The sequence below is a fragment of the Streptomyces sp. NPDC019224 genome (assembly GCF_040632605.1).
GTDB lineage: Bacteria > Actinomycetota > Actinomycetes > Streptomycetales > Streptomycetaceae > Streptomyces.
The window spans coordinates 70,406-95,178 of sequence record NZ_JBEYCF010000028.1 but is presented as its reverse complement, the minus strand read 5'-3'; the positions used below and the strand labels follow the sequence as shown (position 1 = coordinate 95,178).

23 protein-coding genes and 2 pseudogenes are annotated in these 24,773 nt (G+C 73.9%); 12 read left to right on the top strand and 13 right to left on the bottom strand.

What is annotated here, in order from left to right; all coding sequences use genetic code 11:
* Nucleotides 1-84: pseudogene (locus ABZ564_RS19635) on the top strand (isopentenyl-diphosphate delta-isomerase); the annotation flags it as partial.
* Between the two features lie 20 nt (nucleotides 85-104).
* Here the strand turns inward: ABZ564_RS19635 and ABZ564_RS19630 are convergent.
* A complete protein-coding gene (locus ABZ564_RS19630; protein ID WP_360857714.1) occupies nucleotides 105-977 on the bottom strand; it encodes an undecaprenyl-diphosphate phosphatase in 873 nt (290 codons plus the stop codon).
* A 187-nt stretch (nucleotides 978-1,164) separates the two neighbouring features.
* A complete protein-coding gene (locus ABZ564_RS19625) occupies nucleotides 1,165-1,875 on the bottom strand; it encodes a VTT domain-containing protein (RefSeq protein ID WP_360857711.1) in 711 nt (236 codons plus the stop codon).
* A gap of 363 nt (nucleotides 1,876-2,238) precedes the next feature.
* Between ABZ564_RS19625 and tuf the strand changes: the two genes are divergently transcribed.
* Together tuf and ABZ564_RS19615 are read left to right on the top strand one after the other, a co-directional pair.
* A complete protein-coding gene (gene tuf / locus ABZ564_RS19620) occupies nucleotides 2,239-3,408 on the top strand; it encodes an elongation factor Tu (RefSeq protein ID WP_360857708.1) in 1,170 nt (389 codons plus the stop codon).
* Nucleotides 3,409-3,486: 78 nt separating this feature from the next.
* The gene (locus ABZ564_RS19615; protein WP_360857706.1) at nucleotides 3,487-4,332 is read left to right on the top strand and encodes a fused MFS/spermidine synthase; all 846 of its coding nucleotides are present in this window, start codon (nucleotides 3,487-3,489) and stop codon (nucleotides 4,330-4,332) included.
* On the opposite strand, the gene ABZ564_RS19610 is transcribed toward ABZ564_RS19615, so the two are convergent.
* Nucleotides 4,294-5,607 (bottom strand): MFS transporter, encoded by a 1,314-nt coding sequence (locus ABZ564_RS19610; RefSeq protein ID WP_360857703.1) that lies wholly within the window; start codon nucleotides 5,605-5,607, stop codon nucleotides 4,294-4,296. The genes ABZ564_RS19615 and ABZ564_RS19610 overlap by 39 nt on opposite strands.
* 54 nt (nucleotides 5,608-5,661) lie before the next feature.
* Nucleotides 5,662-6,738, bottom strand: a complete 1,077-nt coding sequence (locus ABZ564_RS19605; protein WP_360857700.1) for a hypothetical protein — start codon at nucleotides 6,736-6,738, stop codon at nucleotides 5,662-5,664.
* Nucleotides 6,739-6,931: 193 nt separating this feature from the next.
* Between ABZ564_RS19605 and ABZ564_RS19600 the strand changes: the two genes are divergently transcribed.
* Nucleotides 6,932-7,594, top strand: coding sequence for a DedA family protein (locus tag ABZ564_RS19600; RefSeq protein WP_360857697.1), 663 nt, complete (start codon nucleotides 6,932-6,934; stop codon nucleotides 7,592-7,594).
* A 20-nt stretch (nucleotides 7,595-7,614) separates the two neighbouring features.
* Here ABZ564_RS19600 and ABZ564_RS19595 read toward each other — a convergent pair whose 3' ends face one another.
* A complete protein-coding gene (locus tag ABZ564_RS19595; RefSeq protein ID WP_360857694.1) occupies nucleotides 7,615-8,145 on the bottom strand; it encodes a gamma carbonic anhydrase family protein in 531 nt (176 codons plus the stop codon).
* A 187-nt stretch (nucleotides 8,146-8,332) separates the two neighbouring features.
* Here ABZ564_RS19595 and ABZ564_RS19590 point away from each other — a divergent pair, with 187 nt between their 5' ends.
* Complete coding sequence (locus ABZ564_RS19590) at nucleotides 8,333-9,070, top strand: acyltransferase (RefSeq protein ID WP_360857692.1); 738 nt, start codon at nucleotides 8,333-8,335, stop codon at nucleotides 9,068-9,070.
* 12 nt (nucleotides 9,071-9,082) lie between these two features.
* Here ABZ564_RS19590 and ABZ564_RS19585 read toward each other — a convergent pair whose 3' ends face one another.
* Nucleotides 9,083-9,949 carry a DMT family transporter gene (locus tag ABZ564_RS19585; RefSeq protein WP_360857689.1) on the bottom strand — a complete coding sequence of 289 codons (867 nt, stop codon included), beginning with the start codon at nucleotides 9,947-9,949 and terminating at the stop codon, nucleotides 9,083-9,085.
* Nucleotides 9,950-10,041: 92 nt separating this feature from the next.
* Here ABZ564_RS19585 and ABZ564_RS19580 point away from each other — a divergent pair, with 92 nt between their 5' ends.
* Together ABZ564_RS19580 and ABZ564_RS19575 are read left to right on the top strand one after the other, a co-directional pair.
* Nucleotides 10,042-10,614, top strand: coding sequence for an XRE family transcriptional regulator (locus ABZ564_RS19580; RefSeq protein WP_360857686.1), 573 nt, complete (start codon nucleotides 10,042-10,044; stop codon nucleotides 10,612-10,614).
* A gap of 43 nt (nucleotides 10,615-10,657) precedes the next feature.
* Nucleotides 10,658-11,233: a YbaK/EbsC family protein gene (locus ABZ564_RS19575; protein ID WP_360857683.1), complete on the top strand. Its 576-nt coding sequence runs from the start codon at nucleotides 10,658-10,660 to the stop codon at nucleotides 11,231-11,233.
* Here the strand turns inward: ABZ564_RS19575 and ABZ564_RS19570 are convergent.
* Nucleotides 11,230-11,640, bottom strand: coding sequence for a CoA-binding protein (locus ABZ564_RS19570; RefSeq protein ID WP_360857680.1), 411 nt, complete (start codon nucleotides 11,638-11,640; stop codon nucleotides 11,230-11,232). The genes ABZ564_RS19575 and ABZ564_RS19570 overlap by 4 nt on opposite strands.
* Nucleotides 11,641-11,699: 59 nt before the next feature.
* Here ABZ564_RS19570 and ABZ564_RS19565 point away from each other — a divergent pair, with 59 nt between their 5' ends.
* From ABZ564_RS19565 to ABZ564_RS19555, 3 genes are all read left to right on the top strand, one after another.
* Entirely contained in the window at nucleotides 11,700-12,326 is a 627-nt protein-coding gene (locus tag ABZ564_RS19565; RefSeq protein ID WP_360857677.1) for a YigZ family protein, read from the top strand.
* A gap of 93 nt (nucleotides 12,327-12,419) precedes the next feature.
* A complete protein-coding gene (locus ABZ564_RS19560) occupies nucleotides 12,420-13,586 on the top strand; it encodes an exonuclease SbcCD subunit D (RefSeq protein ID WP_360857674.1) in 1,167 nt (388 codons plus the stop codon).
* Nucleotides 13,583-16,702: an SMC family ATPase gene (locus tag ABZ564_RS19555; protein WP_360857671.1), complete on the top strand. Its 3,120-nt coding sequence runs from the start codon at nucleotides 13,583-13,585 to the stop codon at nucleotides 16,700-16,702. Before ABZ564_RS19560 ends, ABZ564_RS19555 begins: the two co-directional genes overlap by 4 nt.
* Here ABZ564_RS19555 and ABZ564_RS19550 read toward each other — a convergent pair.
* Complete coding sequence (locus tag ABZ564_RS19550; RefSeq protein WP_360857668.1) at nucleotides 16,692-17,138, bottom strand: Lrp/AsnC family transcriptional regulator; 447 nt, start codon at nucleotides 17,136-17,138, stop codon at nucleotides 16,692-16,694. The two genes, ABZ564_RS19555 and ABZ564_RS19550, sit on opposite strands and share 11 nt — an antisense overlap.
* A gap of 92 nt (nucleotides 17,139-17,230) precedes the next feature.
* Between ABZ564_RS19550 and ABZ564_RS19545 the strand changes: the two genes are divergently transcribed.
* Nucleotides 17,231-17,719 (top strand): rhodanese-like domain-containing protein, encoded by a 489-nt coding sequence (locus ABZ564_RS19545; RefSeq protein ID WP_360857666.1) that lies wholly within the window; start codon nucleotides 17,231-17,233, stop codon nucleotides 17,717-17,719.
* Between the two features lie 46 nt (nucleotides 17,720-17,765).
* Here the strand turns inward: ABZ564_RS19545 and ABZ564_RS19540 are convergent, their stop codons facing one another.
* Both ABZ564_RS19540 and ABZ564_RS19535 read right to left on the bottom strand, forming a co-directional pair.
* Nucleotides 17,766-19,451 carry a DUF885 domain-containing protein gene (locus ABZ564_RS19540; RefSeq protein ID WP_360857663.1) on the bottom strand — a complete coding sequence of 562 codons (1,686 nt, stop codon included), beginning with the start codon at nucleotides 19,449-19,451 and terminating at the stop codon, nucleotides 17,766-17,768.
* Nucleotides 19,452-19,489: 38 nt separating this feature from the next.
* Nucleotides 19,490-20,011: an Lrp/AsnC family transcriptional regulator gene (locus ABZ564_RS19535; protein ID WP_360857661.1), complete on the bottom strand. Its 522-nt coding sequence runs from the start codon at nucleotides 20,009-20,011 to the stop codon at nucleotides 19,490-19,492.
* A gap of 59 nt (nucleotides 20,012-20,070) precedes the next feature.
* On the opposite strand from ABZ564_RS19535, the gene ABZ564_RS19530 reads away from it, so the two are divergent.
* Nucleotides 20,071-21,321 carry a PLP-dependent transferase gene (locus ABZ564_RS19530; RefSeq protein WP_360857658.1) on the top strand — a complete coding sequence of 417 codons (1,251 nt, stop codon included), beginning with the start codon at nucleotides 20,071-20,073 and terminating at the stop codon, nucleotides 21,319-21,321.
* Here ABZ564_RS19530 and ABZ564_RS19525 read toward each other — a convergent pair.
* From ABZ564_RS19525 to ABZ564_RS19515, 3 genes and pseudogenes are all read right to left on the bottom strand, one after another.
* Nucleotides 21,248-22,675 (bottom strand): GNAT family N-acetyltransferase, encoded by a 1,428-nt coding sequence (locus ABZ564_RS19525; RefSeq protein WP_360857655.1) that lies wholly within the window; start codon nucleotides 22,673-22,675, stop codon nucleotides 21,248-21,250. The genes ABZ564_RS19530 and ABZ564_RS19525 overlap by 74 nt on opposite strands.
* Nucleotides 22,676-22,881: 206 nt before the next feature.
* Nucleotides 22,882-23,190, bottom strand: a pseudogene (locus ABZ564_RS19520) (hypothetical protein); the annotation flags it as partial.
* A gap of 112 nt (nucleotides 23,191-23,302) precedes the next feature.
* A complete protein-coding gene (locus tag ABZ564_RS19515; protein WP_360857652.1) occupies nucleotides 23,303-24,748 on the bottom strand; it encodes a PLP-dependent aminotransferase family protein in 1,446 nt (481 codons plus the stop codon).
* Nucleotides 24,749-24,773: the final 25 nt, after the last annotated feature.

Here is a 24,773-nt window from a genome sequence, read left to right as displayed (position 1 = left end):
GGCACCGTCCGCTACAACCACCCGGACCCGGCGTCGGGCCTGGTGGAGCAGGAGTTCAACCACCTCTTCGTGGGTCTGGCGCAGGAGCGGCTGCGCGGCGGACGTCAGCCCGCGGACTCGCCCGCGTGCGGGCTCAGCGCGTCGGCGCCGACGAGAATGAAGATCAGCACGCCCAGCGCGATCCGGTAGATCACGAACGGCATGAAGCTCTTCGTGGTGATGAACTTCATGAACCACGCGATGACCGCGTACCCCACACCGAACGCGATGATCGTCGCGAAGATCGTCGGCCCCCAGGAGACGTGCCCCTCGCCCGCGTCCTTCAGCTCGAAGAGGCCCGAGGCGAGCACCGCGGGGATCGCGAGCAGGAACGAGTACCGCGCCGCCGCCTCCCGGGTGTAGCCCATCAGCAGACCGCCGCTGATCGTGGCGCCGGACCGCGAGACGCCCGGGACCAGGGCCAGTGCCTGGCAGCAGCCGTAGATCAGGCCGTCCTTGACGCCGAGTTCGCGCAGCGTCTTGCGCTGCTTGCCGGCGCGGTGCCGGCCGCCCTTCTCGTCGCGGGCGGCCAGCCGGTCCGCGATGCCGAGCACGATGCCCATCACGATCAGGGTGGTGGCGATCAGCCGCAGGTCGCGGAAGGGGCCCTCGATCTGGTCCTGGAACGTCAGTCCGAGCACGCCGATGGGAAGGGAGCCGACGATGACCAGCCAGCCCATCTTGGCGTCGTGGTCGCCGCGCATAGAACGGTCCGTCAGCGACCTGAACCAGGCCGAGACGATCCGGACGATGTCCTTGCGGAAGTAGATGAGGACCGCGGCCTCCGTACCGATCTGGGTGATCGCGGTGAAGGCCGCACCCGGGTCTTGCCAGTCGGCGAACGCCGCGGTGAGCCGCAGGTGCGCGCTGGAGGAGATCGGCAGGAACTCGGTCAGTCCCTGGACGAGGCCGAGGACGAACGATTCGAACCAGCTCATGGGGCTTGGGCCATCCCGGGGTGATCGTGCAGCGGCCGCCGGCGTCGGCCGTCGGCGGCGTGCGGGTTGCGGTCGTGCGAGGACAGGGCCGTGCCGGGCCCGGTTTCGTCTGTCGGTCGCGGGCAGCGTATCGCCCCCGGGTGAACAGCCGGCGCCACCCCCCGCGCCCCCCGGCCCGTCGCGGTCCTCAGGCGCCCAGGCGGTGGCGGCGGCGCCAGGCGACCACGGCCGCTCCGGCTCCCGTCAGCACGATGAACCCCATCGCCGCGAGGAAGGCGGGCGAGGTCGGCGACGACGCCTCGCTGCCCGCCACGACATACGCGGCCGTGTTCGGGATCGAGCCCAGGCCCGTCGCCACCAGGAACGACGGATAACCCATGCGGGAGACGGCCGCGCAGTAGTTGGCGGCGGCGAACGGCACCCCGGGGAAGAGCCGCAGCGCCAGCATCGAGCGGAAGCCGTGGCGGCTCAGCTGCCCGTCCGCCGCCCGTAGCCAGCGCCCGCGCACCAGGGTGCGCAGCGCGTCCTGGCCCAGGACCCGGCCGAGCATGAACGAGATTCCGGCGCCCAGCACCGTACCGCCGAGCGCCGCCGCGAGACCTGCCTGTGCGCCGAACAGCGCACCCGCCGCGAGGTTCAGCAGCGGACGCGGTACGAACGCCACCGTGCACGCGCCGTACGCGAGTCCGAAGAGCACGGCCGCCGTGGAGCCGCCGCTCAGCTGGGTGAGTCCGCCGGAGGTCAGCAGTTTCTGCGGCTCCAGCAGCAGCATGGCCGTCGCGGCACCCACCAGCACGGCGACGAGCAGCGAGAGCCGGGACCACGGCGAGAGCAGCACCCGCGTGCAGCGCACGGCGAGGCCGGGGGCGGGCCGGGTGGCGGGGACGGCGTCGAGCATTCGGGGAGAGTAACCGACAAAGGCGTGTGATCGCCGTAACGCGCCCCCGCGGATCCACGGCGGCCCGGCGGGCGGACGGTGCCCGACTCCCCTGCGGCCCGGCGTAATCCACTCGACGGGCCGACGGGCCTTCCGAGATGATCGGGCCATGTTCCGGTACGCCTTCCCCGCAGCGCCGTCCGCAGTCGCGGACGCGCCGAAGGCTGCCCTGAGCACCCTCGCCGCAGCGGTCACCGCTGCCGCAGCGCCCTTCGGCGGCGCCCGAAGCTGACCCTCCCCCGGCCGTCCGGCGGACCCCGCGAGGGGAGGGTCGGCCGGGCCCCGGGGTCCTCACGTCACGCTTCGCATCCCAAGGAACGGACCATGTCCAAGACGGCATACGTGCGCACCAAGCCGCACCTCAACATCGGCACCATGGGTCACGTCGATCACGGCAAGACCACCCTGACCGCCGCCATCACCAAGGTGCTCAGCGACCGCGGCACCGGTACCTTCGTCCCCTTCGACCGCATCGACCGGGCGCCCGAGGAGGCGCGGCGCGGCATCACCATCAACATCGCGCACGTCGAGTACGAGACCGACACCCGGCACTACGCGCACGTCGACATGCCGGGCCATGCCGACTACATCAAGAACATGGTCACCGGCGCCGCCCAGCTCGACGGGGCGATCCTCGTCGTCTCCGCGCCGGACGGGATCATGCCGCAGACCGCCGAGCACGTACTGCTCGCCCGTCAGGTCGGCGTCGACCACATCGTCGTCGCGCTGAACAAGGCGGACGCGGGGGACCCCGAGCTGACCGACCTGGTCGAGCTGGAGGTGCGCGAGCTGCTGTCCGCGCACGGGTACGGCGGCGACGCGGTGCCCGTCGTACGGGTGTCGGGGCTGCGGGCGCTGGAGGGCGACCCGCGCTGGACCGGGGCCGTGGAGGCGCTGCTCGACGCCGTCGACACCTACGTACCGATGCCGGTGCGCTACACCGACGCGCCGTTCCTGCTGCCGGTGGAGAACGTCCTGACCATCACCGGCCGGGGCACGGTCGTCACCGGCGCCGTGGAGCGCGGCACGGTCCGGGTCGGCGACCGCGTGACGGTCCTCGGCGCGGACACGGAGACGGTCGTCACCGGCCTGGAGACCTTCGGCAAGCCGATGGAGTCCGCCGAGGCCGGCGACAACGTCGCGCTGCTCCTGCGCGGCGTCGAGCGCGACCGGGTGCGCCGCGGCCATGTCGTCGCGGCGCCGGGCAGCGTCACCCCGAGCCGGCGCTTCACCGCGCAGGTGTACGTCCTGCCGGGGCGCGACGGCGGCCGCACCACCCCGGTCTCCACCGGGTACCGGCCGCAGTTCTACATCCGCACGGCCGACGTGGTCGGCGACGTGGACCTCGGCGCGGCGGGCGTCGCGCGGCCCGGGGAGACGGTCACCATGACCGTCGAGCTGGGCCGGGACGTCCCCCTGGAGCCGGGCCTCGGCTTCGCGATCCGTGAGGGCGGCCGCACGGTCGGCGCGGGCACCGTCATGGAGCTGCTCTGAGCCGGGCGTCTCCGAGGGCCCGCCTCCCCCGCCTCCCCCGCTTCCCCGGGGGAGGCGGGCCCGCCGCACAATGGGGGAGTGAACGAGTCGATACCCGTCATCCGCGACGTGGACCACGGCACCGCCCGGCTGCTCCCGGACGTGGACCGGGAACGCGCCTGGCTGCTCACGGTGGACGGTGCGCCGCAGTCCTACGTCGACCTGGACGCCCCCGAACACCTGGAGTTCGAGTACGCGCGCCGGCTCGGCCATGTAGTGGACTGCGCGGCGGACCCGGGCGAGCCGCTGGACGTCCTGCACCTGGGCGGCGGCGGGCTCACCCTGCCCCGCTACGTCGCGGCCACCCGCCCCGGCTCCCGGCAGGAGGTGGCGGACGCGGACCGCGGACTGCTGGACCTCGTCGCCGAGCACCTCCCGCTGCCGGAGGGCGGCGGCATCACCGTCCGCGCGGCGGACGCCCGCGCCCGGCTGGAGGAGACGGCTCCCGGCTCGGTGGACCTGCTGATCGCGGACGTCTTCGGCGGCTCCCGGGTGCCCGCCCACCTCACCACCGTCCCCTACGCCAGGGCCGCGGCGCGGGCGCTGCGCCCGGACGGGATCTACGCCGCCAACCTCGCCGACGGGCCGCCGTTCGGCTTCCTGCGCTCGCAGCTGGCCACCTTCGCGGCCGTCTTCGGCGAGCTGGCGCTGATCGCGGAGCCGGGCGTGCTGCGCGGCCGGCGCTTCGGCAACGTGGTCCTCGTCGCCTCCCGTGCCCCGTTCGACACGGCGGCCCTGGCCCGCCGGTGCGCGGCGGACGCGTTCGCCGCGCGGGTGGAGCACGGGGAGGCGCTGGAGGCGTTCGTCAACGGGGCCCGGCCGGTCGGCGACGAGGACGCGGTGGCCTCACCCGAGCCGCCCGACGGCGCCTTCAGCATCGGCTGAGGCGGGCGGCACGAGCGGGGCGGCGGCCACCTCGACGGTCGCGGTCCGGCGGGTCAGATTGCGTACGTCCGGAACGAACAGCACCGCCCCCGTGACGAGCACGACCAGGCCCGCGCACCCCCACAGCGCCTGGCTGCGCCCGACCAGTGACTCGACCGGTCCGGCGAGGGCGGTGGCGACCGGCACCATGGCCACCGAGCCGAACCAGTCGTAGGCGGAGACCCGGGAGAGCTTCTCCTCGGGGATCTCCTGGTGCATGGCCGTCATCCAGGAGACGCCGAAGACCTCGATCGCCATACCGCTGACCAGCATCACCACGCAGAGCCAGGTCGCGGACAGCGGCACGGCGAGCCCGGCCGACGGCAGGGCCAGCGGGAAGACGCAGAGCGTCCCGGCCAGCAGCAGCCGACGCGGCTTCCACCGCATCATCAGCAGCGCCCCCGCCAGGTTGCCGACGCCGAACGCGGCGAGCGCGAAGCCCCAGGGCCGGGCGCCGCCGAGTTCGTCACGGGCGACCAGCGGCCCGTAGACCGCCTCGGCCGCTCCGACGGCGGCGACCACCACCGAGAACTGGGCGACGATGGCCCACAGCCACGGCCGGCCGGTGAACTCCTTCCAGCCGTCGCGCAGGTCCGCGAGCAGCCCGCCCCCGGGCTTCCGCTCCGGGATGTGGCTGACGTCGAGGAAGGCGCGCAGGGCTCCCGCGCCCGCGAACGCCGCGGCGTCCACGGCCAGCACCCAGCCCGGGTCCATGGCCGCGATCATGGCGCCGCCGAGGGCCGCACCGCCGATGGCGGCGCCCTGGGTGGACATCCGGAAGAGCGCGAAGGCGCGGCTCGCCTGTTCGCCGCTGACGCTCGACATCAGCATGCCCTCGGCCGCCGGGCTGAAGAAGGCCTGCCCGGTACCGCACAGCGCGGTGAGCAGCATCATCTGCCACAGCTGGGGGTCGCCGGCCAGGACCAGCAGGGCGAAGAGGCCCTGCGAGACGCAGTTGAGGGTGTTGGCCGCGACCATCACCCGGTGACGCGGCAGCCGGTCCGCGATCGCCCCGCCGATCAGCAGGAAGAGCACCAGCGGGACCGTCCTGGCGGCGGCGACGAGACCGACGTCACCTCCGTCGCCGCCCGTCTGGAGAACCGCGAACGCCGCCGCGATCAGCGCGCCGTGGGTACCCAGGGCGGTGATGATCGAGGCGGCGGTCAGCAGTCGGTAGTTGCGGCCCGCGGGAACGGGGCGGCCGGGGTGGGGAGCGGGGGCGGATGCGTCGGTCACCCAGGGACTATCGCGGTCCCGCCCCCGTTGCGCAAATGCGTTCCCGGACCGGGCTCAGGACTCGGTGCCGGTGTCGGTGATCGGCACGATGCGCACCGTGCTGAGGATCTTCTGAACCGTCGCCTCCGGCAGCTCGCCCTCGACATCGGTGGCGGCGTACAGCACCCACGAGGAGAACTGGCCCTTGCTGTTCTTGAACGTGAAGGCGTACGTCTTGCCGTTGCTGCTGCACTTCGTCTTCTTGGTGACGTTGGGCGCGGTGGCGGTGACCAGGCTCCCCGTCAGCCCCGACTTGGTGGTGTACGGCTTGGCCTTGCTGATCTTGATGCTCTTCTTCGGCATGTGCTGCGCGAACGCGGCCCATGCCCAGGTGCCCGCCTCGTTCCGGGCGTTCACGTCGGCGTCCGTGGCGCCCTCCGCGCCCCGGGTGCCGGCGCCGGCCAGACTGTAGTTCTCCGGGCTGCCGTCCTTGTCCGCGTCCTCGGTGCACCACTTGTCCTTGAGGTCGGCGGGCCCGGTGAAGCCGATGAGCGGCGAACCGTCGCCCTTCTTGTCGTCCTCGAAGTACGTGAGCACGCCGGGGGGCGACACCTTCCAGTCGCCGGGCACGTCGAACTGCGTGCCCCACTTCGGGTTCGTCACGACCTTCCAGCCCGCGATCTGCGGCTTGTCCTCGTCGCCGCCGCCGCGCGGGTTGGCCTCGGGCGAGGAGGCGGACCCGGACGGCTTCGCGGGCGCGGACGTCTTGCCGCCGGTGACGTTCTTGGAGTCCTTGCCGTCGTCCTTGTTCAGCACGACGACACCGGTGACCGCGGCGGCCACCACGACCGCGGTCGCCGCGACGACGGCCACGATCGTCGTCCTCTTCTTGTTGTCGCCACCGGGCTGCGGATCGCCGGGAGGCCCGGGCACCGCGTACTGCGGGACCGTCGGCTGCTGGTACGGGTTGGGCTGTCCGTAGCCCCCCTGCCCGCCCTGCTGCGGATATCCGTAACCGGGCTGCTGGCCCTGCTGCTGATATCCCGGCTGCTGATAGGGATTCGGCTGCTGGTACCCCGGCTGCTGGTACGGGTTCTGGTTCTGGTCCTGCGGGTTCTGCTCGCCCCCGGGCGGCTGCTGTCCTGGCCACATGGCGAGTAACGATAGAGGGACCCAGCCCGGCGTGCTACGCCCGCCCCCGTGTGCGAACGGTGAAGGAGGGCGGCGGCGGGCGGGAAGCGGCCCTTCGCGCTGTCCGCCCCGGGGGCGCTGAGGGTAGGCTTCCCGCCGTGCGCCGAGTGAGCTGTCCGGCGGGCGACAGGACATCACTACGGAGGAAACGGCGTTGCACATCCAGGAGTGGCTGGAGACCGTCCCCGCGATCAGCGTGTACGTCCTGGTGGGCGTCGTCATCGGACTGGAGAGCCTGGGCATCCCGCTGCCCGGCGAGATCGTCCTGATCAGCGCGGCACTGCTGGCCGCGAGTCACGACGGCATCAACCCCTGGGTCCTGGGGGCCTGCGCCACGGCCGGGGCCGTGATCGGCGACTCGATCGGCTACGCCATCGGCCGCAAGGGCGGACGCCCACTGCTGGCCTGGCTCGGCGGGAAGTTCCCCCGGCACTTCGGCGACAGCCAGATCGCCATGGCCGAGCGCTCCTTCCAGAAGTGGGGCATGTGGGCCGTGTTCTTCGGCCGCTTCGTCGCGCTGCTGCGCATCTTCGCGGGACCGCTGGCCGGTGTGCTGCACATGCCGTACTGGAAGTTCCTCGTCGCCAACGTGCTGGGCGGGATCGCCTGGGCGGGCGGCACCACGGCCGTCATCTACTCGGTGGGCGTCGTCGCCGAGGCATGGCTGAAGCGGTTCTCCTACCTCGGCCTGGCCATCGCGGTCCTGATCGGCCTCGCCTCGATGCTCGTCCTCAAGAACCGCGCCAAGAAGGCCGCCGCCGCGCACTCCGGGGCGGCCGCCGAACCGGAACCGGAGACCGTGCCGGTCGCCGACTGAGCCGACGGGCCCCGCCGTCCTCAGCCGCCGCACGCCTCACGGTGTGCCTTGGCCAGCTCCACGTAACCCACCGCGTTGAAGCGGACGCCTTCCAGCTCCTCCTCGGTCAGCTGCCGCTTCACCTTCGCCGGGACGCCCGCGACCAGGGAGCCCGGCGGCACGCGCATGCCCTGCGGGACGAGGGCCTGCGCCGCGACCAGCGAGCCCGCGCCGATGTGGGCGCCGTTGAGGACGGTGGCCCCCATACCGACCAGGACGTCGTCCTCGATGGTGCAGCCGTGCAGGACGGCGTTGTGTCCGACCGAGACCCGCTCGCCGACCGTCACCGTGAAGCCCGGGTCGACGTGGACGCTGCAGTTGTCCTGGATGTTGGAGTCGGACCCGATGACGATGGGTCCGCAGTCCGCGCGCAGTACCGCCTGGTACCAGAGGCTGGAGCCCGCGGCCATGGTGACGTCGCCGATCGCGACGGAGGTCGGCGCCGTGAAGGCGTCCGCGTCGATGGACGGCTCCTTGCCGCCCATGCCCATGATCAACGCCTGCTCCGCCATCGCGCGTTCCTCCGTGCTCCGGTGCCGTGGGTCGCGGGGGCCACGGTGACAGCAGGCCGTCCGCCGGGCAAACCGTATGCGACGCGCCGCCGTCCCGGGCTCCCTGGGGTGAAGATCACAGGCCGGGGCCGCCGCCGGTCCGATGGACGCGGACTACCGTGAGCGCGTGCCCAAGAACCGTGAGCGCGTGCCCAGGGACAGAAACGCGTTCTCCTCCCTGACCGCCTGGCGGCGGCGCGTCCTGTCCCGGGCCGTGCACCGCTGCTGGCGCTGGGTGCGGGAGGCGGGCGCGGTCACCGCCGAGCACCCCGGGGGACTGCGGTTCGCCCGGATCGGCGAGGGGACCCGCCTGGCGTTCCCCCAGGGCACGGTCTTCGGGGAGCCGTGGATCGAACTGGGCGACCACTGCATCATCGGCGAACAGGTCACGCTGACCGCGGGCCTCATGCCCGACCTGGACCTCGGCCCCGAGCCGATCCTCACCCTGGGCGACGGAGTGGTGCTGGGCCGCGGCAGTCATGTCGTCGCCGACACCAGGGTGACCATGGGCGCGGACACGTACTGCGGCCCCTACGTCTACATCACCTCGACCAACCACAGCTACGACGACCCGCACGAGCCGGTCGGCAAGCAGTGGCCCCGGATGGAGCCCGTGTCCATCGGCCCCGGCTGCTGGATCGGCACCGGGGCGGTGATCCTGCCCGGGGCCCGGCTCGGGCGCAACGTGGTCGTGGCCGCCGGCGCGGTCGTCCGGGGCGAGGTGCCCGACCGGGCCGTGGTGGCCGGCGCGCCCGCCCGGGTCGTACGCAGCTGGCACCCGGAGAAGGGCTGGCAGCCGCCCCTGCGGACACCGGCCCCGGTGCCGATCCCCGCGGGCGTCACCCCGGAACAGCTGCTGGCCGTCGCGGAGCTGGAGGAGGGCTGACCGGGCCCGCGCTCACCCGGTCGCGAGCAGCACCGTCCCCACCAGTGCGAGCCCGGCGCCCGCCGCCTGCACGCCCCGCAGCCGCTCCTTGAGGAACCCGCGCGCGGCCAGGGCGGTCACCACCGGGTAGAGCGAGGCCAGTACGGCGGCGACGGTGACCGGTCCGTGCTGCGCGGCCATCGCGTACGTGCCGTTGGCCGCGACGTCCGCGAGGCCGACGAACGCCAGCGCGGGCAGCGCGGCACGGACCGCCGAGGCGCCCCCGTCCTCGGGCAGCGCGCGGCCGCCGCGCCGCACCGAGAGGTACAGCGCCCCGCCGCCCACGGCGACATTGGTGACCCGCTGCACGAACAGGGCCAGGAACAGCCCGGTCACCGTCGTCGACGCCTCGGCGATCAGCGACATCACGGCCCCGAAGCCGAAGGCCGCCCCCAGCGTCAGCAGGACCGCCCGCCGCTGCACCGGCGCCCCGCGCAGCTGCGGGCCGCCCGCCATCACGATGCCCGCGACGGCGACCGCGACCCCGGCGCCCTGGAGGAGATCCGGCCGCTCCCCGGCGAGCAGTCCGACGCCCACGGGTACGGCCACGCCGAGCGAACCCAGCGGGGAGACCACGCCCATCGGGCCGAGGGCGAGCGCCTGGTAGAAGCAGAGCATCGCCACCGGGCCCACGACGCCCGCCGCGACCGCGAACCAGAGCCGGGGGTCCGCCTCGCTCCAGCCGCCCGTCGCGATGACGATCACGCCCAGCACCGTCGCCGCGATGATCTGCGAGACCACGACCACGGTGAGCGCGGGCGTGCGCCGGGTCAGCAGGCCGCCCCCGAAGTCGGCCAGCCCCCACAGGAGGCTGGTGGCCAGGGCGAACAACGCAGTCATCGGAGCCTCGCAGTACAGTGCGGCGAACGGTTGGGCACACCACACCGTAGTACAGGATGCTTGACCATGTCATACAGGATATTGGACGGAATGTGACTGACCTCGATCAGCTGACCCAGTCCCTCGCGCGCAACCTCAAGCGCTGGCGCGGGGAGCGGGGCTTCACCCTGGACACGCTGGCCGCCCGTGCCGGGGTCAGCCGCGGCATGATCATCCAGATCGAGCAGGCCCGCACCAACCCGAGCGTCGGCACCACGGTCAAGCTGGCCGACGCGCTCGGCGTCAGCATCACCACGCTGCTCGACTACGAACAGGGCTCCCCGGTCCGCCTGGTCCCCGCCGACCAGGCCGTGCGCCTGTGGTCCACCGAGGCGGGCAGCGCCACCACGCTGCTGGTCGGCACGGAGGCCCGCGGCCCCCTCGAACTCTGGTCCTGGCGGCTGATGCCCGGCGACGGCAGCCGGTCCGACCCGCACCCGGAGGGCACGGTCGAACTGCTCCACGTCACCGCGGGCACCCTCACGCTCGTCGTCGACGACACCCCGTACACCGTGCCCGCCGGCACCTCCGCCACTTTCGAGGCGCACCACCCGCACGCCTACCGCAACGAGGGCACCGAACCGGTCGAACTCACCATGGCCGTGAGCATTCCGCCCGTCAGATGAGACGCCGCCCACCCCCGCGGACGGCGCTGTTAGCGTGACGCGCATGCGCGCACCCATCGGCTCCTTCGAGAACGCCGTCCCAGCCGTCGACCGTCAGGACCTGCTCACCGCCCCGGTCGCCGGGGCGGTGAGCACCGGCTGGGGCGGCATCACCCCCGATCAGGTCCTGCACGTCGACACCGACCCGGAGCTCGCCGACACCGCGGCCTTCGTCGCCCACCACGGGGCCGGCCTGCTGGACCACTCGGCGAACTGCGTCGTGCTCTCGGGCAAGCGGGCAGCCGAGATCACCCTCGCCGCCTGCGTCGTCCTGTCGCACTCCCGGGTGGACGTGAACGGCGTCGCCCGCAAGCACCTCGGCCTGCGCAAGGCGCGGTTCGCCCCGATGGACACGGCCGTCGGCGAGACCGGCATGGAGTACGGCGGCATCACGCCCGTCGGTCTGCCGGCCGCCTGGCCGCTGCTGGTCGACTCCGCCGTCGTGGACGAGGAGTGGGTGCTGATCGGCAGCGGCTCGCGCCGCGGCAAGCTGATCGTGACCGGCAAGGCGCTGGCCGCGCTGCCGGGCGCGGTGGTCCTCGAAGGACTGGGCGTCCGCGCCGCTCCGGACGCCTCCTAGGCTTCGAGCCTCGGGATCTCGATCGCCGGGCAGCGGTCCATGACCATGTCGAGCCCCGCCGCCCGGGTGCGTTCGTACGCCTGCTCGTCGACCACGCCGAGCTGGAACCAGACGGCCCGGGCGCCGGCGGCGACCGCCTCGTCGGCCACCGCGCCGGCCAGGTCGCTGTTGACGAAGACGTCCACCACGTCCACCGGGAACGGTATGTCCGCCAGCGAGGCGTACCCCTCCTCGCCGTGCACCCGCTCGGCCTTCGGGTGCACCGGCACCACCCGCTTGCCGAAGCGCTGCAGGACCTCGGCGACCCCGTAGGCCGCGCGCGAACGGTTGTCGGACAGCCCCACCACGGCCCAGGTGTCGCCGGTGTCTTCCAGGATCCTGCGGATCGTCTCCGTGTCTGCGTACATGAACCGCACAACCGGTGGCCCGCTCCGGCCATTCCCCCGGCTAGGCATAGGGTGGCGGAATGCAGGAGCAGTACCGGACCGTCGCCCGCGCGGGCGTGCACGAGAGCGAGATCAACCGGTCCCGCTTCATCTGCGCGCTCGCCCCCGCGGCCACCGAGGAGGAGGCGCAGGAGTTCGTCGCCCGCGTCCGCGGCGAACACCCGACCGCCACGCACAACTGCTACGCGTACGTGATCGGCGCCGACGCCTCCGTGCAGAAGGCCAGTGACGACGGCGAGCCCGGCGGCACCGCCGGAGTCCCCATGCTCCAGATGCTGACGCGCCGCGAGGTCTGCTACGTCGTCGCCGTCGTCACCCGTTACTACGGCGGTGTGAAGCTGGGCGCCGGCGGACTGATCCGGGCTTACGGGGGAGTGGTCGGCGAGGCACTCGACGCACTCGGCACCCGCACCCGCCGCCGCTTCCGGCTCGCCACCGTCACGGTCGGCCACCAGCGGGCAGGCAGGCTGGAGAACGAACTGCGGGCCACCGGAAGGACCGTGCGCGAGGTCCGGTACGCGGCCGAGGTGACGATCGGGATCGCGCTGCCGGACGCGGAGGTCGAGGAGTTCCGCCGCTGGCTGGCCGACGCGACGGCGGGCGAGGCACGGGTGGAACTGGGCGGCGAGGCGTACGACGACGCCTGACACGTCGGCCCCGGGAGGGCCCCGGCGTGATGGGACACTGTGGTGCGTGAGGGCACAGGGGCGGAGGAAGCACATGCGGACCGGAGCCGGGCCTTGAGGATTCTGCACACATCGGACTGGCACCTGGGCCGGTCGTTCCACCGGGTCTCCCTGCTCGACGCGCAGGCCGCCTACCTCGACCACCTGGTGGCCACCGTCCACGAGCACGAGGTCGACGCCGTCGTCGTGGCGGGTGACGTGTACGACAGGGCGGTGCCCCCGCTCAGCGCCGTCGAACTCTTCGACGACGCCCTGCACCGTCTCGCCGCCGCCGGGGTGCCGACGGTGATGATCTCCGGCAACCACGACTCGGCCCGCCGGCTCGGCGTCGGCGCCGGGCTCATCGGCCGGGCCGGCATCCACCTGCGGACCGACCCCGCGCACTGCGCCACCCCGGTCGTGCTCTCCGACGCGCACGGGGACGTGGCGTTCTACGGGCTCCCGTACCTGGAACCGGCCCTGGTCAAGGACACCTTCAAGGTCGGGCGCGCCGGGCACGAGGCCGTGCTGACCGCCGCCATGGACCGGGTCCGCGCCGACCTCGCCGAGCGCCCGGACACCACCCGGTCCGTGGTCCTCGCCCACGCCTTCGTCGCCGGCGGCGAGCCCAGCGACAGCGAACGCGACATCACCGTCGGCGGCGTCGCCGCGGTCCCGGCCGGCGTCTTCGACGGCGTCGACTACGTGGCGCTCGGCCACCTCCACGGCTGCCAGACCGTCACCGACCGGGTCCGGTACTCGGGTTCCCCGCTCGCGTACTCCTTCTCCGAGGCCACCCACCGCAAGACCATGTGGCTCATCGACCTGGACGCCTCGGGCGCCGTCACGGGCGAGCGGATCGACTGCCCGGTGCCGCGCCGCCTCGCCCGGCTGCGCGGCCCGCTCGACACCCTCCTCGACGATCCGGCCCTCGACCGCCACGAGGACGCCTGGGTGGAGGCCACCCTCACCGACCCGGCCCGCCCCGCCGACCCGATGGCCCGGCTCGCCGAACGCTTCCCGCACACCCTCAGCCTCGTCTTCGAACCGGAGCGGGCGCCCGACGACCCGGACATCTCGTACGCCCACCGCCTGCGCGGACGCGACGACCAGAGCATCGCGGAGGACTTCGTGGCCCACGTACGCGGCGGCTGCGGGACCGACGAACGGGAACGGGCGGTGCTGCGCGGCGCCTTCGACCACGTACGGGTCGACGACGGCGTCCGCGAGGTGAACCGGTGAGGCTCCACACCCTGCGCATCACCGCGTTCGGCCCCTTCGGCGCCACCCAGGAGATCGACTTCGACGCCCTCTCCGCCGCGGGCCTCTTCCTGCTGCACGGACCCACCGGCGCCGGGAAGACCTCCGTCCTGGACGCCGTCTGCTACGCCCTGTACGGGGCGGTCCCCGGCGCCCGGCAGAGCCCCGGCACCTCGCTGCGCAGCGACCACGCCCCGGTGGACCTGCCGACCGAGGTGCTGCTCGACCTCACCGTCGGCGGACGGCGCCTGGAGATCACCCGGAGCCCCGCGCAGCTCCGCCCCAAGAAGCGGGGTGGCGGCCACACCACGGAGAAGGCGCAGAGCCGGCTGCGGGAGTACGACCCCGAGGACGGCTGGCGGGCGCTGAGCCGGTCGCACCAGGAGATCGGGGAGGAGATCACCCAGCTCGTCGGCATGAGCCGGGAGCAGTTCTGCCAGGTGGTCCTCCTGCCGCAGGGCGACTTCGCGCGCTTCCTGCGCGCCGACGCCGAGGCGCGCGGCCGGCTCCTCGGCCGGCTCTTCGACACCCGGCGCTTCGCGGCCGTCGAGGAGCGCCTCGCCGAGCTGCGCCGGGCGGCCGAAGCGCAGGTCAAGGCCGGTGACGACCAGATCCTCGCGCTTGCCCAGCGCATCGCCCAGGCGGCCGGGCCCGCCGCGCGCGAGTGCGGGCTGCCGGACGTCCGGCCGGGCGACCCCGGCCTCGCGGACGCGGTCCTGGCCTGGGCCGCGACCGCCCGCAGCGGCGCCCGCGAACGGCTCGACATCGCCGCGTCGGTGCTGGCCACGGCGGAGGGCCGGCACGCGGGAGCCAGGCGCGCCCTGGACGAGGAACGGGAACTGGCCGCGCTCCAGGAGCGGTACGCCGAGACCCGGCGCCGCGCCGACGCCGTGGACGCCGGCCGCGCCGCGCACGAGGACGCGCGGGACCGCCTCGCGCGCGCCCGGAAGGCGGACCTCGTCGCCCCGGCGCTGGAGCTGCGCGAGGAGGCGGAGCGGGCGTACCGGCGGGCGCGTGAGGCCCGGGGCCGCGCCCGGGACCGGCTGCCCGAGACCCTGACCGAGGCGGGCGCCGAACAGCTGGCGACCCTGGAACGCCGGCTCCGCGAGGAACTGGGGGGCCTCGAATCCGCGCGCCGTGCCGAGCAGCGCAGCGCCGAGATCGACGACGAACGCGCCGCCCTGGAGCGGCAGGCCGGGGCCGACGACGAACTGGTCCGCGACACCGAGGGCTGGCTCGCCGGCTGGGAGACCGCCCGCCGGGACCTGCAGGCCCGCCTCGACACGGCGCTGGAGGCCGCGACCCGCACCGAACTGCTGGCCCGCCGCCTCGACCCGGCCCGCCGCCGCCTCGACGCGGCCCGCCGCCGCGACGCCCTGGCCGTCGAAGCGGACGCCGCCGAGCAGCGGCTCGCCGACGCCCGCGAAGACGCCCTCGGCACCCACGAGCGCTGGCTCGACCTGCGCGAACGCCGCCTGCGCGACATCGCGGCCGAACTCGCCGGACAACTGGCCGCCGGTGAGCCCTGCGCGGTCTGCGGCGCGAAGGACCACCCGTCCCCGGCCCGCCCCGGCGACGGCCACGTGGACCGCGCGACGGAGGAGGCCGCCGAACGCGCGTACCGGGGCGCGGAGCGGACCCGTGCGGAGGCGGAGCAGGCCCTCGCCCTGGTACGCGAACGCCATACGAACGCTTGCGCGGAGGCGGCGGGGACGGAGGACGGCGAGGCCGCCGGTGGCGACACGCCCGCTTCCGGGACGGCCGGTGCGGGGGTGGTCGGTGCCGGTGCGGCCGAGGCCGGGGGCGACGGCGCCCCGCAGCCGACCGTCGCCGCGCTCGCCGCCCTCGTGGACGCACTCGCCGGTGAGCACGCGGAGGCGTACCGGACCGCCGCCGGGGTGCACGCCGCCCGGGAGGCCCTGGCCGCGGCCGAGCGGGAGCAGCGGCGGCGGTCCGAGGACCGGCAACGGGCCGGGCAGCGGGCCGCCGCGCGGACCTCCCGGCGCGAGTCGCTGGACCGCGAACGGGCCGCACTCGACGAGGTGCTGGACCGGGCGCGCGGCGGGTACGCGAGCGTCACCGAGCACGCCGCCGTCCTTCAGCGGCGGGTCGCCCTGCTCGTCGAAGCGGCCGGCGCGGTGCGCGAGGAGGAGAGCGCGGCGCAACGGCTCAAGGAGGCCGACGACCGGCTCGCGGACGCCGCGTTCCGCGCCGGTTTCGAGACCCCGGAGGCCGCCGCCGCGACGCTGCTCGACGAGGCGGGGCAGCGTACGCTCCAGCACCGGATCGACGCCTGGCAGGCCGAGGCGGCGGCGGTCGCCGACCGGCTCGCCGAGACCACGGCCCGGGAGGCCGCCGGTCGCCCGGCCGCCGCCCCGGACGCGGCCCGGGAGGTGTCCGACCGGGCCGAGGGCGCGCTGCGGGAGGCCGCGGCCGGACTCGACGCCGCCCGGGAACGCTGCGCCGAACTCGGCAGGCTCTCGCGCCGCGTGGCGGAGGAGGTGCGCGCGCTGGGGCCCGTGCGCGAGGAGCACGAACGCGTCGCCCGGCTCGCCGGGCTCACCGCGGGCACCTCGGCGGACAACGCACGCAAGATGCGGCTGGAGTCGTACGTGCTCGCGGCCCGGCTGGAACAGGTCGCCGCGGCGGCCACCGCCCGCTTGCGGCGCATGTCGTCGGGCCGCTACCAGCTCGTCCACTCCGACGCCCGTGCCGGGGGCCGCAGGGCGGGGCTCGGCCTGCACGTCATCGACGCCTGGACCGGCCGCGAGCGCGATACGGCCACGCTGTCCGGCGGCGAGACGTTCTTCGCCTCGCTCGCCCTGGCGCTCGGCCTCGCCGATGTCGTGACCGACGAGGCCGGCGGCGTACGGCTCGACACCCTGTTCATCGACGAGGGGTTCGGCAGCCTCGACGACCAGACGCTCGACGAAGTGCTCGACGTGCTCGACTCGTTGCGCGAACGGGACCGCAGCGTCGGCATCGTGAGCCACGTCGCGGACCTGCGCCGCCGCATCCCCGCCCAGCTGGAGGTGGTGAAGGAACGGCACGGGTCGGCCGTGCGGCTCCGGGCGGGGGCGGACGGGCTCAGCGACTGATCGCGCGCCCGGGAAGGGGCGAGGAGTAGACGACGCTGGTCGTGACGGACCCGAGCGCGCCGATCTTCCCGGCGACGGTCTCCAGATGGCTCATGGAGCGGGCCGTCACCTTCAGCACGAAGCAGTCGTCGCCGGTGACGTGATGGGCCTCCACGATCTCCGGCGTGGTCTCCAAGAGGTCGTGGAACGGCTTGTAGTTGCCGTTCGGATACCGCAGCCGCACGAAGGCGAGGATCGGCAGCCCGAGCCGTTCCGGATCGACCACGGCCGCGTACCCGCTGATGATGCCGGCCTCCTCCAGCCGGCGGACCCGCTCGGTCACGGCGCTCGGTGACATGGCCACCGCCCGCGCGAGCTCCGCGAACGAGGCCCGCCCCTCGCGTTGCAGCACGTCGAGAATGCGCCAGTCGGTGGCGTCCGGGGAATAGTCGCTCATCTGGACAGGGAACCGTGGAATCCCCGGCGGATCAAGGCGGCTGCCGGGGATCTCACCTTCCGGGCCTGGGGCGTCGATCATAGGTTTCAGGCATGACTCCGCAGCCCGGCGCCCCCGCCGTCCACCCCGTCCTGAGCGTCCCGCCCGCCGAACCGGCCGACGCCGCCGCCTACTTCGGCGCCTCGCTCGTCTTCCACGCCGACGTCTCGGACGTCGCGGCCGCCCTCGCCGGCGGAGGCGACCCCGGCTTCGTCCTGCTCGACTCCCGGTCCACCGGATCCTGGGACCAGGGGCACGTCCCGGGCGCCGTGCACCTGCCGACGGCGCTCATCGCCGAGCGGGCGCACCGGCTCCTCGACCCGGCCGTGCCGGTGGTCACGTACTGCTGGGGCCCCGGCTGCAACGGCGCCACCCGCGCCGCCCTCGCCCTGGCCCGGCTCGGCTACCGGGTCAAGGAGATGCTGGGCGGCTTCGAGTACTGGGCGCGCGAGGGCTTCCCGTACGAGACGCGGAACGGCGGCGTGCGCCGCGCGGCCGACCCGCTCACCGCACCGGCCGGCACCGACGACTGCGGCTGCTGACGAAGGCCGGGCCCGGGGACGGCTCCCCGGGCCCGGCCGCCATGGATCAGAGGTTCGACAGCTCGTCGACCAGGTCGTCCAGGCCCAGCGGGCCCTGCGACAGGGCCGCCATGTGCCACGCCTTGAGGTCGAAGGCGTCGCCGTGCGCCGCGCGGGCGTTCTCCCGGCCCAGCAGCCAGGCGCGTTCGCCGAGCTTGTAGCCGATCGCCTGGCCCGGCATCGAGAGGTAGCGGGTCAGCTCGCTCTCCACGAAGTCGGCGGGCCGGCCGCTGTGGTTGCCGAAGAACTCCTGGGCCAGCTCCGGCGTCCACCGCTCACCCGGGTGGAACGGCGAATCGGCCGGGATCTCCAGACCCACGTGCATGCCGATGTCCACGATCACCCGGCAGGCGCGCATCATCTGCGCGTCCAGGTAGCCGAGCCGGCGCTCCGGGTCGGGCAGGAAGCCCAGCTCGTCCATCAGCCGCTCCGCGTACAGCGCCCAGCCCTCGGCGTTGGCGCTGACCATGCCGATGGACGCCTGGTAGCGCGACAGGCTCTCCGCCACGTGCGCCCACTGGGCGAGCTGGAGGTGATGACCGGGAACGCCCTCGTGGTACCAGGTGGACACCAGGTCGTACACCGGGAAGCGGGTCTCGCCCATGGTCGGCAGCCAGGTGCGTCCGGGCCGGGAGAAGTCCTCGGAGGGGCCCGTGTAGTACGGGGCGGCGGCGCCGCCGGGCGGGGCGATCCGGGACTCCACCCGGCGGACCCGCTCGGCCAGTTCGAAGTGCGTCCCGTCCAGCGCGTCGATCGCCTCGTCCATCAGCCCCTGCAGCCACGCCTGGACCTCGTCGACGCCCTCGATGTGCTTGCCGTGCACGTCGAGATGGGCGAGCGCCTCCCAGGGGCCCGCGCCCGGCAGCACCTTCTCGGCCTCGGTCCTCATCTCGGCGAGCAGCCGGTGGTATTCGGACCAGCCGTACGCGTACGCCTCGTCGAGATCCAGGTCGGTGCCGTTGAAATAGCGCGACCAACGGGCGTACCGCTCACGGCCCACCGTGTCCGGCTCGCCCTCGATCGCGGGGGCGTACACCTCGCGCATCCACCGCCGCAGCTCGTCCAGGGCGCCGGTGGCCTGCGCGGCGGCCTCGTCCAGATCCGGGCGCAGGGCGTCCGGGCCGGCGGCGGCGAAGTCCTGGAAGAAGCCCTTCGTGCCGTCCCCGACCCACTCGTCGAGCTGGCCGATGAAGGTGGCGGCGGCGCGCGGACCGCCGTACAGCTTGCGCTCCAGGCCGAGCGCCAGGGACTCCTGGTAACCGGCCAGCGCCGCCGGGACCGCCCGCAGCCGCTCGACGACGGCCGCCCAGTCCTCGTCCGTCTCGGTGGGCGTCAGCGTGAACACCTCACGGACCGAGTGCGCCGGGGAGTGCAGGTTGGAGACGGCCCGCAGCCCCTCGTCCGCTTCGTGGACGGCGAGTTCGGCCGTCAGGCGCTCCCGTAGCAGCCGGCCGCAGCGGCGCTCCGCGTCCTCGGCGGCACCGGGCAGCCGCTCCGCGCGGTCCAGCCGTGCGAGGGTGTCCCGGGCCAGCGCGGCCAGCCGTTCCTGGCCGGCGGGGGAGAAGTCGGGAAGGCGACGCGAACTCGCCGCGACACCGAGGTAGGTGCCGGAGATCGGGTCGAGCTCGATGAATGCGTCGACGTAGGCGTCGGCGACCTGGCGCGGCAGTGCGCTGCTGGAAGAGTCTGACATAGGAGCATCCTCATACGCGGAGGGGGCCCGCGTCACTATCAATCGCCAGGACGGACCTGACCGGGGACCTCCCCGGACCCCGCCCCCGGCCCGGGAGGGAGCAGCGGACCGCACTCCCACTGCTGGAAGATCAGCCGCGTCTCCACCCGGGCCACCTCGCGCCGCGAGGTGAACTCGTCGAGCACGAGCCGCTGCAGGTCCGCCGTGTCCGCCACGGCCACGTGCACCAGATAGTCGTCCGGGCCGGTCAGATGGAACAGGGCACGGGACTCCGGCAGCGACCTGATCCGTTCGACGAACGGCCCGATCAGCTCCCGGCGGTGGGGACGCACCTGCACGGAGAGCAGCGCTTCGAGACCCCGCCCGAGCCGGGCCGGGTCGAGCCGCAGCTGGTGCCCGAGGACGACGCCGGTGCGGCGCAGCCGGTTCACCCGGTCCAGGCACGTCGAGGGGGCGACGCCGACCTCGGCCGCCAACTCCCGGTAGGTGGTCCGGGCGTCGTTCTGCAGCAGCCGCAGAATATGCAGATCGACCGTGTCGAGAGCGACGGAATCAGACATTCGCCGAACGTAGCACGGGGTTTCGGCCGTCCGATCCGATGAGCGTTCAGAGTGCGGGCATGAACACCGAATCCGTGCTGCCGCCCTCGACGACAACCCCGTCCAGGGCGCTCGCGACCGAAGCCGTGCACGCCGGACGCGACGACCTCGCGGCCCTCGGCCTGCACGCCGCACCGATCGACCTGTCGACGACCTACCCCTCCTACGACTCCCGTGCGGAGGCGGAGCGGATCGACACCTTCGCCACCACCGGGGCCCGTCCCGACGGACCGCCCGTCTACGCACGGCTCGACAACCCGACGACCGCCCGCTTCGAAACCGCACTGGCCCGGCTCGAAGGCGCCGCGAGCGCCGTGGCGTTCGCCAGCGGCATGGCCGCGCTGACCGCCGTCCTGCTCGCCCGGGCGAGCCTGGGGCTGCGCCATGTGGTCGCCGTGCGGCCGCTGTACGGGTGCAGCGACCACCTGCTGGGCGCCGGGCTCCTCGGCACCGAGGTGACGTGGACGGACCCGGCGGGCATCGCGGACGCCATCCGGCCCGACACGGGTCTGGTGATCGTGGAGACACCCGCCAACCCGACCCTCGCCGAGGTGGACATCAGGGCGGTCGCGCACTCGTGCGGTTCGGTGCCGCTCCTCGTCGACAGCACCTTCGCGACGCCCGTCCTGCAGCGCCCCGTCGAGCACGGAGCGCGGATCGTGCTGCACAGTGCGACGAAGTACCTGGGCGGGCACGGCGACGTGATGGGCGGAGTCGTCGCCTGCGACGAGGAGTTCGCCGCCGTGCTGCGCCAGGTGCGCTTCGCCACCGGCGGCGTCCTGCACCCGATGGCCGGTTATCTGCTGCTGCGCGGCCTGTCCACCCTGCCGGTACGGGTCCGGGCCGCCTCGGCGAGCGCCGCCGAACTCGCCCGCAGGCTCGCCGCCGACCCGCGTATCGCCCGCGTCCACTACCCGGAACTCGGCGGCGCCATGGTCTCGTTCGAGGTCCACGGCGACCCGCACCAGGTGATCGCGGGGGTCCGGCTGATCACTCCCGCCGTCAGCCTCGGCAGCGTCGACACCCTCATCCAGCACCCGGCCTCCATCAGCCACCGCATCGTGGAAGAGGGAGACCGGCACGCGTCCGGCGTCGGCGACCGGCTGCTGCGCATGTCGGTCGGCCTGGAGGACGTCGAGGACCTGTGGGCCGACCTGTGCCAGGCGCTGAGCGGTGAGGAACCCGTACGCCGTGGACTCAGCGCTCAGCCTGCTCGTACGGCGGCAGCGGCGGCAGGGAGGGCGCCGGGATCGAGGCAAGGCGCGCGGTGATCACCAGCGTGCCCTCCTCTATCTGGTAGTCGAGCGGCAGCGAGAGCGCGCGCATGGCGGCGACCATGCCGGTGTTCGACGCCTGGGTGACGGCGTAGACGCTCTCGCAGCCGGCCTCGCCGGCCATCGCCACCAGCCGCGCCAGCAGTTCGGAGCCGATGCCGCGCCGCTGCCACTCGTCCTCGACGAGGAGGGCGACCTCGGTCTCGTCCCCGTCCCAGAGCAGATGACCGAGGGCGACCAGCCGTCCGGAAGCCGTCTGCACCGCCAGGGTGCGGCCGAAGCGCGGGCTCAGCAGGTGGTCCAGATAGCGGTCCGCCTCCCGCACCGGGCCGTGGTAGCGCAGCCGCAGTGTCTGTTCCGAGCAGCGTCCGTGCATGGCCACGGCCGCTTCGAGGTCCGCCCGGTCCGCCCGGCGCACGGTGATCTCGTTGCCCTCGGGCAGCGTGAGCACCTGCTCGCCGCGAGGGACCCGGGGGCCGAGCCGGGCATCGAGCTCCACCAGCGCACGGGCCCGCGCGAACTCCGTGGGCGTGAACGGGAGGTGGGGCCGCTCGACGGTGATGACGCCCCCCGACGGATCGCGCAGCCGCATCACCGTCTCCTCCAGCACCCCTTCGACCGGGGCGGTCTCGCCGGTGGCACGGCCGGTGACCGAGACGGCCGGCAGCGAGTGGATCGTGCACCGTCCGAGCAACTGACGCAGAGCGAGCGGGAGTTCGGCGGCGTCGAGGGCGGTACGGGTGGCGAGGCCGAGCACCCGTGTCGGGGCGTCGACCAGGTCGTGGGCGTCGGCCCGCTCGGTCCAGGTGGAGCTGCCCCCTGCGGCGGACACCGCGTGGGTCAGCTGCTGGGGCGGCAGCGAGGCGGGCACCCGCAGCAGGAACTCGTCGACGGTGCCCTGCGCCAGCGGGTGCGTCTGAAGGGTGAGGATGTCGATGCCGTGCCGGGCCAGCACCGTGCACAACGCGGCCAGACTGCCCGGAGCGTCCCGCACCGTGGTCCGCATCCGCCACAGCACGGTTTCGCCGGGGGCGGCGGCGGGGGCGGGAACGCCGGTCGGGGCGGCCGCCGGGCCGGTCTCTTCGCCGGCCGCGTCCGGGCCCGTGACCGTGGCTTCGGGCGGGGGCGGCGCGTGGCTGTGGCGCCGTGCCCACCAGGTGTGGAACGCGGCGGTCGCGGTCAGCGCCACGGCGGAGGCGATGAGCAGGTAGGGGCCGTCCGGCTGGTGCCCGATCAGGTTGGCGATCGCGTCGGCGACCGCCACCGCGGTGAAGAGCGCGGCGAGTTCGATCACGTCCCGCCGCCAGTGGTGGGGGCGGGGGGCACTCTTCGCAGATGTCGCATCAGTCATGGATCCACTGTGACCGCACCGTGTTGCCTGATCACGAACGCTCTGTGACCGATGGGTTAAGGGGCCATCGGGCTTCCTGTCGTCGGTTTCGGGTGGATTCGTCGCGTGTTTCGAAGGGGGTGCGCAGGGGTGTCGACGGTATGGCGGCCCGGGCCCGGAAGCCGGCCCGGCCAGCCCGTACCCGGACGGTCACCCGACCCGTGCGGTCAGCCGGCCCCCGGCCGGCACGCGGTCTCCAGGCGTATCGCCTGCCGCACCAGTTGGGTCGTCCCGCCGCGCGCGGCCGTCTCCGCGAGGCCCGGGACCGGCCCGCTCTTCGGCGGGCCGCAGCGCTCCGCGCACTCCGCCGCCACGGCGAGCAGATCGCTCAGCCCCCGAGGCGCCCGCTCCCGGGCCGGCAACGCGGGCAGCACCGGCACCAGCACGGACAGGACGGTCCCGTAGGCCCCGGTTCCCGCCGCCGTCCGGGCCGCGTCCGCCAGCCGGTTCGGCTTGACCGACTCCCCTTCGAGCAGCGCGGCCTGCGAGGACGCCAGGACGGAGGGACGTGAGCAGGCCAGGGCCTGCACGGTTCGGGTCATGGAAAAACCGTAGAACCCGCCACTGACAACCAGCCTCCGCCGCAGGTCAACACGGGTTCTGGCCAAGGCCGGCGAGCGCGCGCACTCCACGGACGAGGTCCGCCGGAGCCAGATGCGCGTAACCCAGCACCAGACGTACACAGCCGCCCGCAGGCAGCGCCGTTCCGTACTCGCGCAACAGCCGCACGGCGATCCCCGCGCCCGCCGCGCGCTCGGCGAACCCCTCCTCCGGCCCCCAGCGTTCGGGCAGCCGGGCGATGGCGTGCAGACCCGCCGCCACACCGCTCACCTCGGAGCCGGGGACGTACTCGGCCAGCGTCCGCGTCAGCACGTCGCGGCGCTCCCGGTACGCGCGCTGGCAGCGCCTCAGCTGGCGGTCGTAGCCCCCGCCGGACACGAAATCGGCGAGCACCGCCTGATCGAGTGCCGGGTTCCCGAGATCCATCGTCCGCTTCCGGTCGACGAGTTCGGCGGTCATCGACGCCGGCGCGATCAGCCACCCCAGACGCAGCCCGGGAGCCAGCGACTTGCTCACCGAACCGGTGTAGGCGACGCGTTCCGGATCGAGGCCCTGGAGGGCGCCCACCGGGGCGCGGTCGTAGCGGAAGTCACCGTCGTAGTCGTCCTCGACGACCAGTCCGTCCGTCTCCCGCGCCCACTCCAGGAGCCGGCTGCGCCGCGCCGCGGAGTACGCCACTCCGGTCGGGAACTGGTGCGCCGGGGTCGTCACCACGGCCCGCACACCGGAGCGCACCAGCGGCTCCACGGCCAGGCCCTCGTCGTCGAGCGGGACCGGGGCCGTCGCCACCCCGGCGGAGGCGAAGAGCGCCGTGTGCTCGGGGCTCCCCGGGTCCTCCACACCGACCGTGCGCAACCCGCGCCCGTGCAGGACGAACCCGAGCAGGGTCGTCGCCTGCGCCACCCCGGAACAGACCAGCAGCCGTTCCGGGTCGGCGACCACCCCCCGCCGCCGCGTCAGCAGCGCGGCGAGCGCCTCCCGCAGCTCCGGGAGCCCACGCGGGTCCGGGTAGCCGAGAGCGCTGTGCGGCAGCCGGCCGAGCGCCGAGCGGTGGGCGGCGGCCCAGGCGCTGCGCGGGAAGAGGGAGAGATCGGGCGTGCCCGGACGGAAGTCGACGACGGCCCCACGGGCGCGGGGAGCCAGGTCCCGCGCACCGCCCGCAGCCGCCCGCGCGGACCCGCTCACCCACGTCCCCGCGCCCCGCCCGCTGCGCAGATAGCTCTCGGCCGTCAACTGCTCGTACGCCTCGGTCACCAGACCGCGCGAGACCCCGAGATCGGCGGCCAGCTCACGGCTGGAGGGCAGCCGGGTCCCCGGCGCCAGACGGCCGGAGCGTACCGCCCCCCGCAACGCCGACTGAAGCGCCCGGCCCCGGCCACGCGCCGGGGCCGAGGCCACCGGCAACAGCAACTCCCAGGCCGCCGAGACGGATTCGTGGCCGACGGCGGGCGAATTGGTCCCCGAAGCTGTCATGGAAGTGGACCTTAAACCGAGCCAC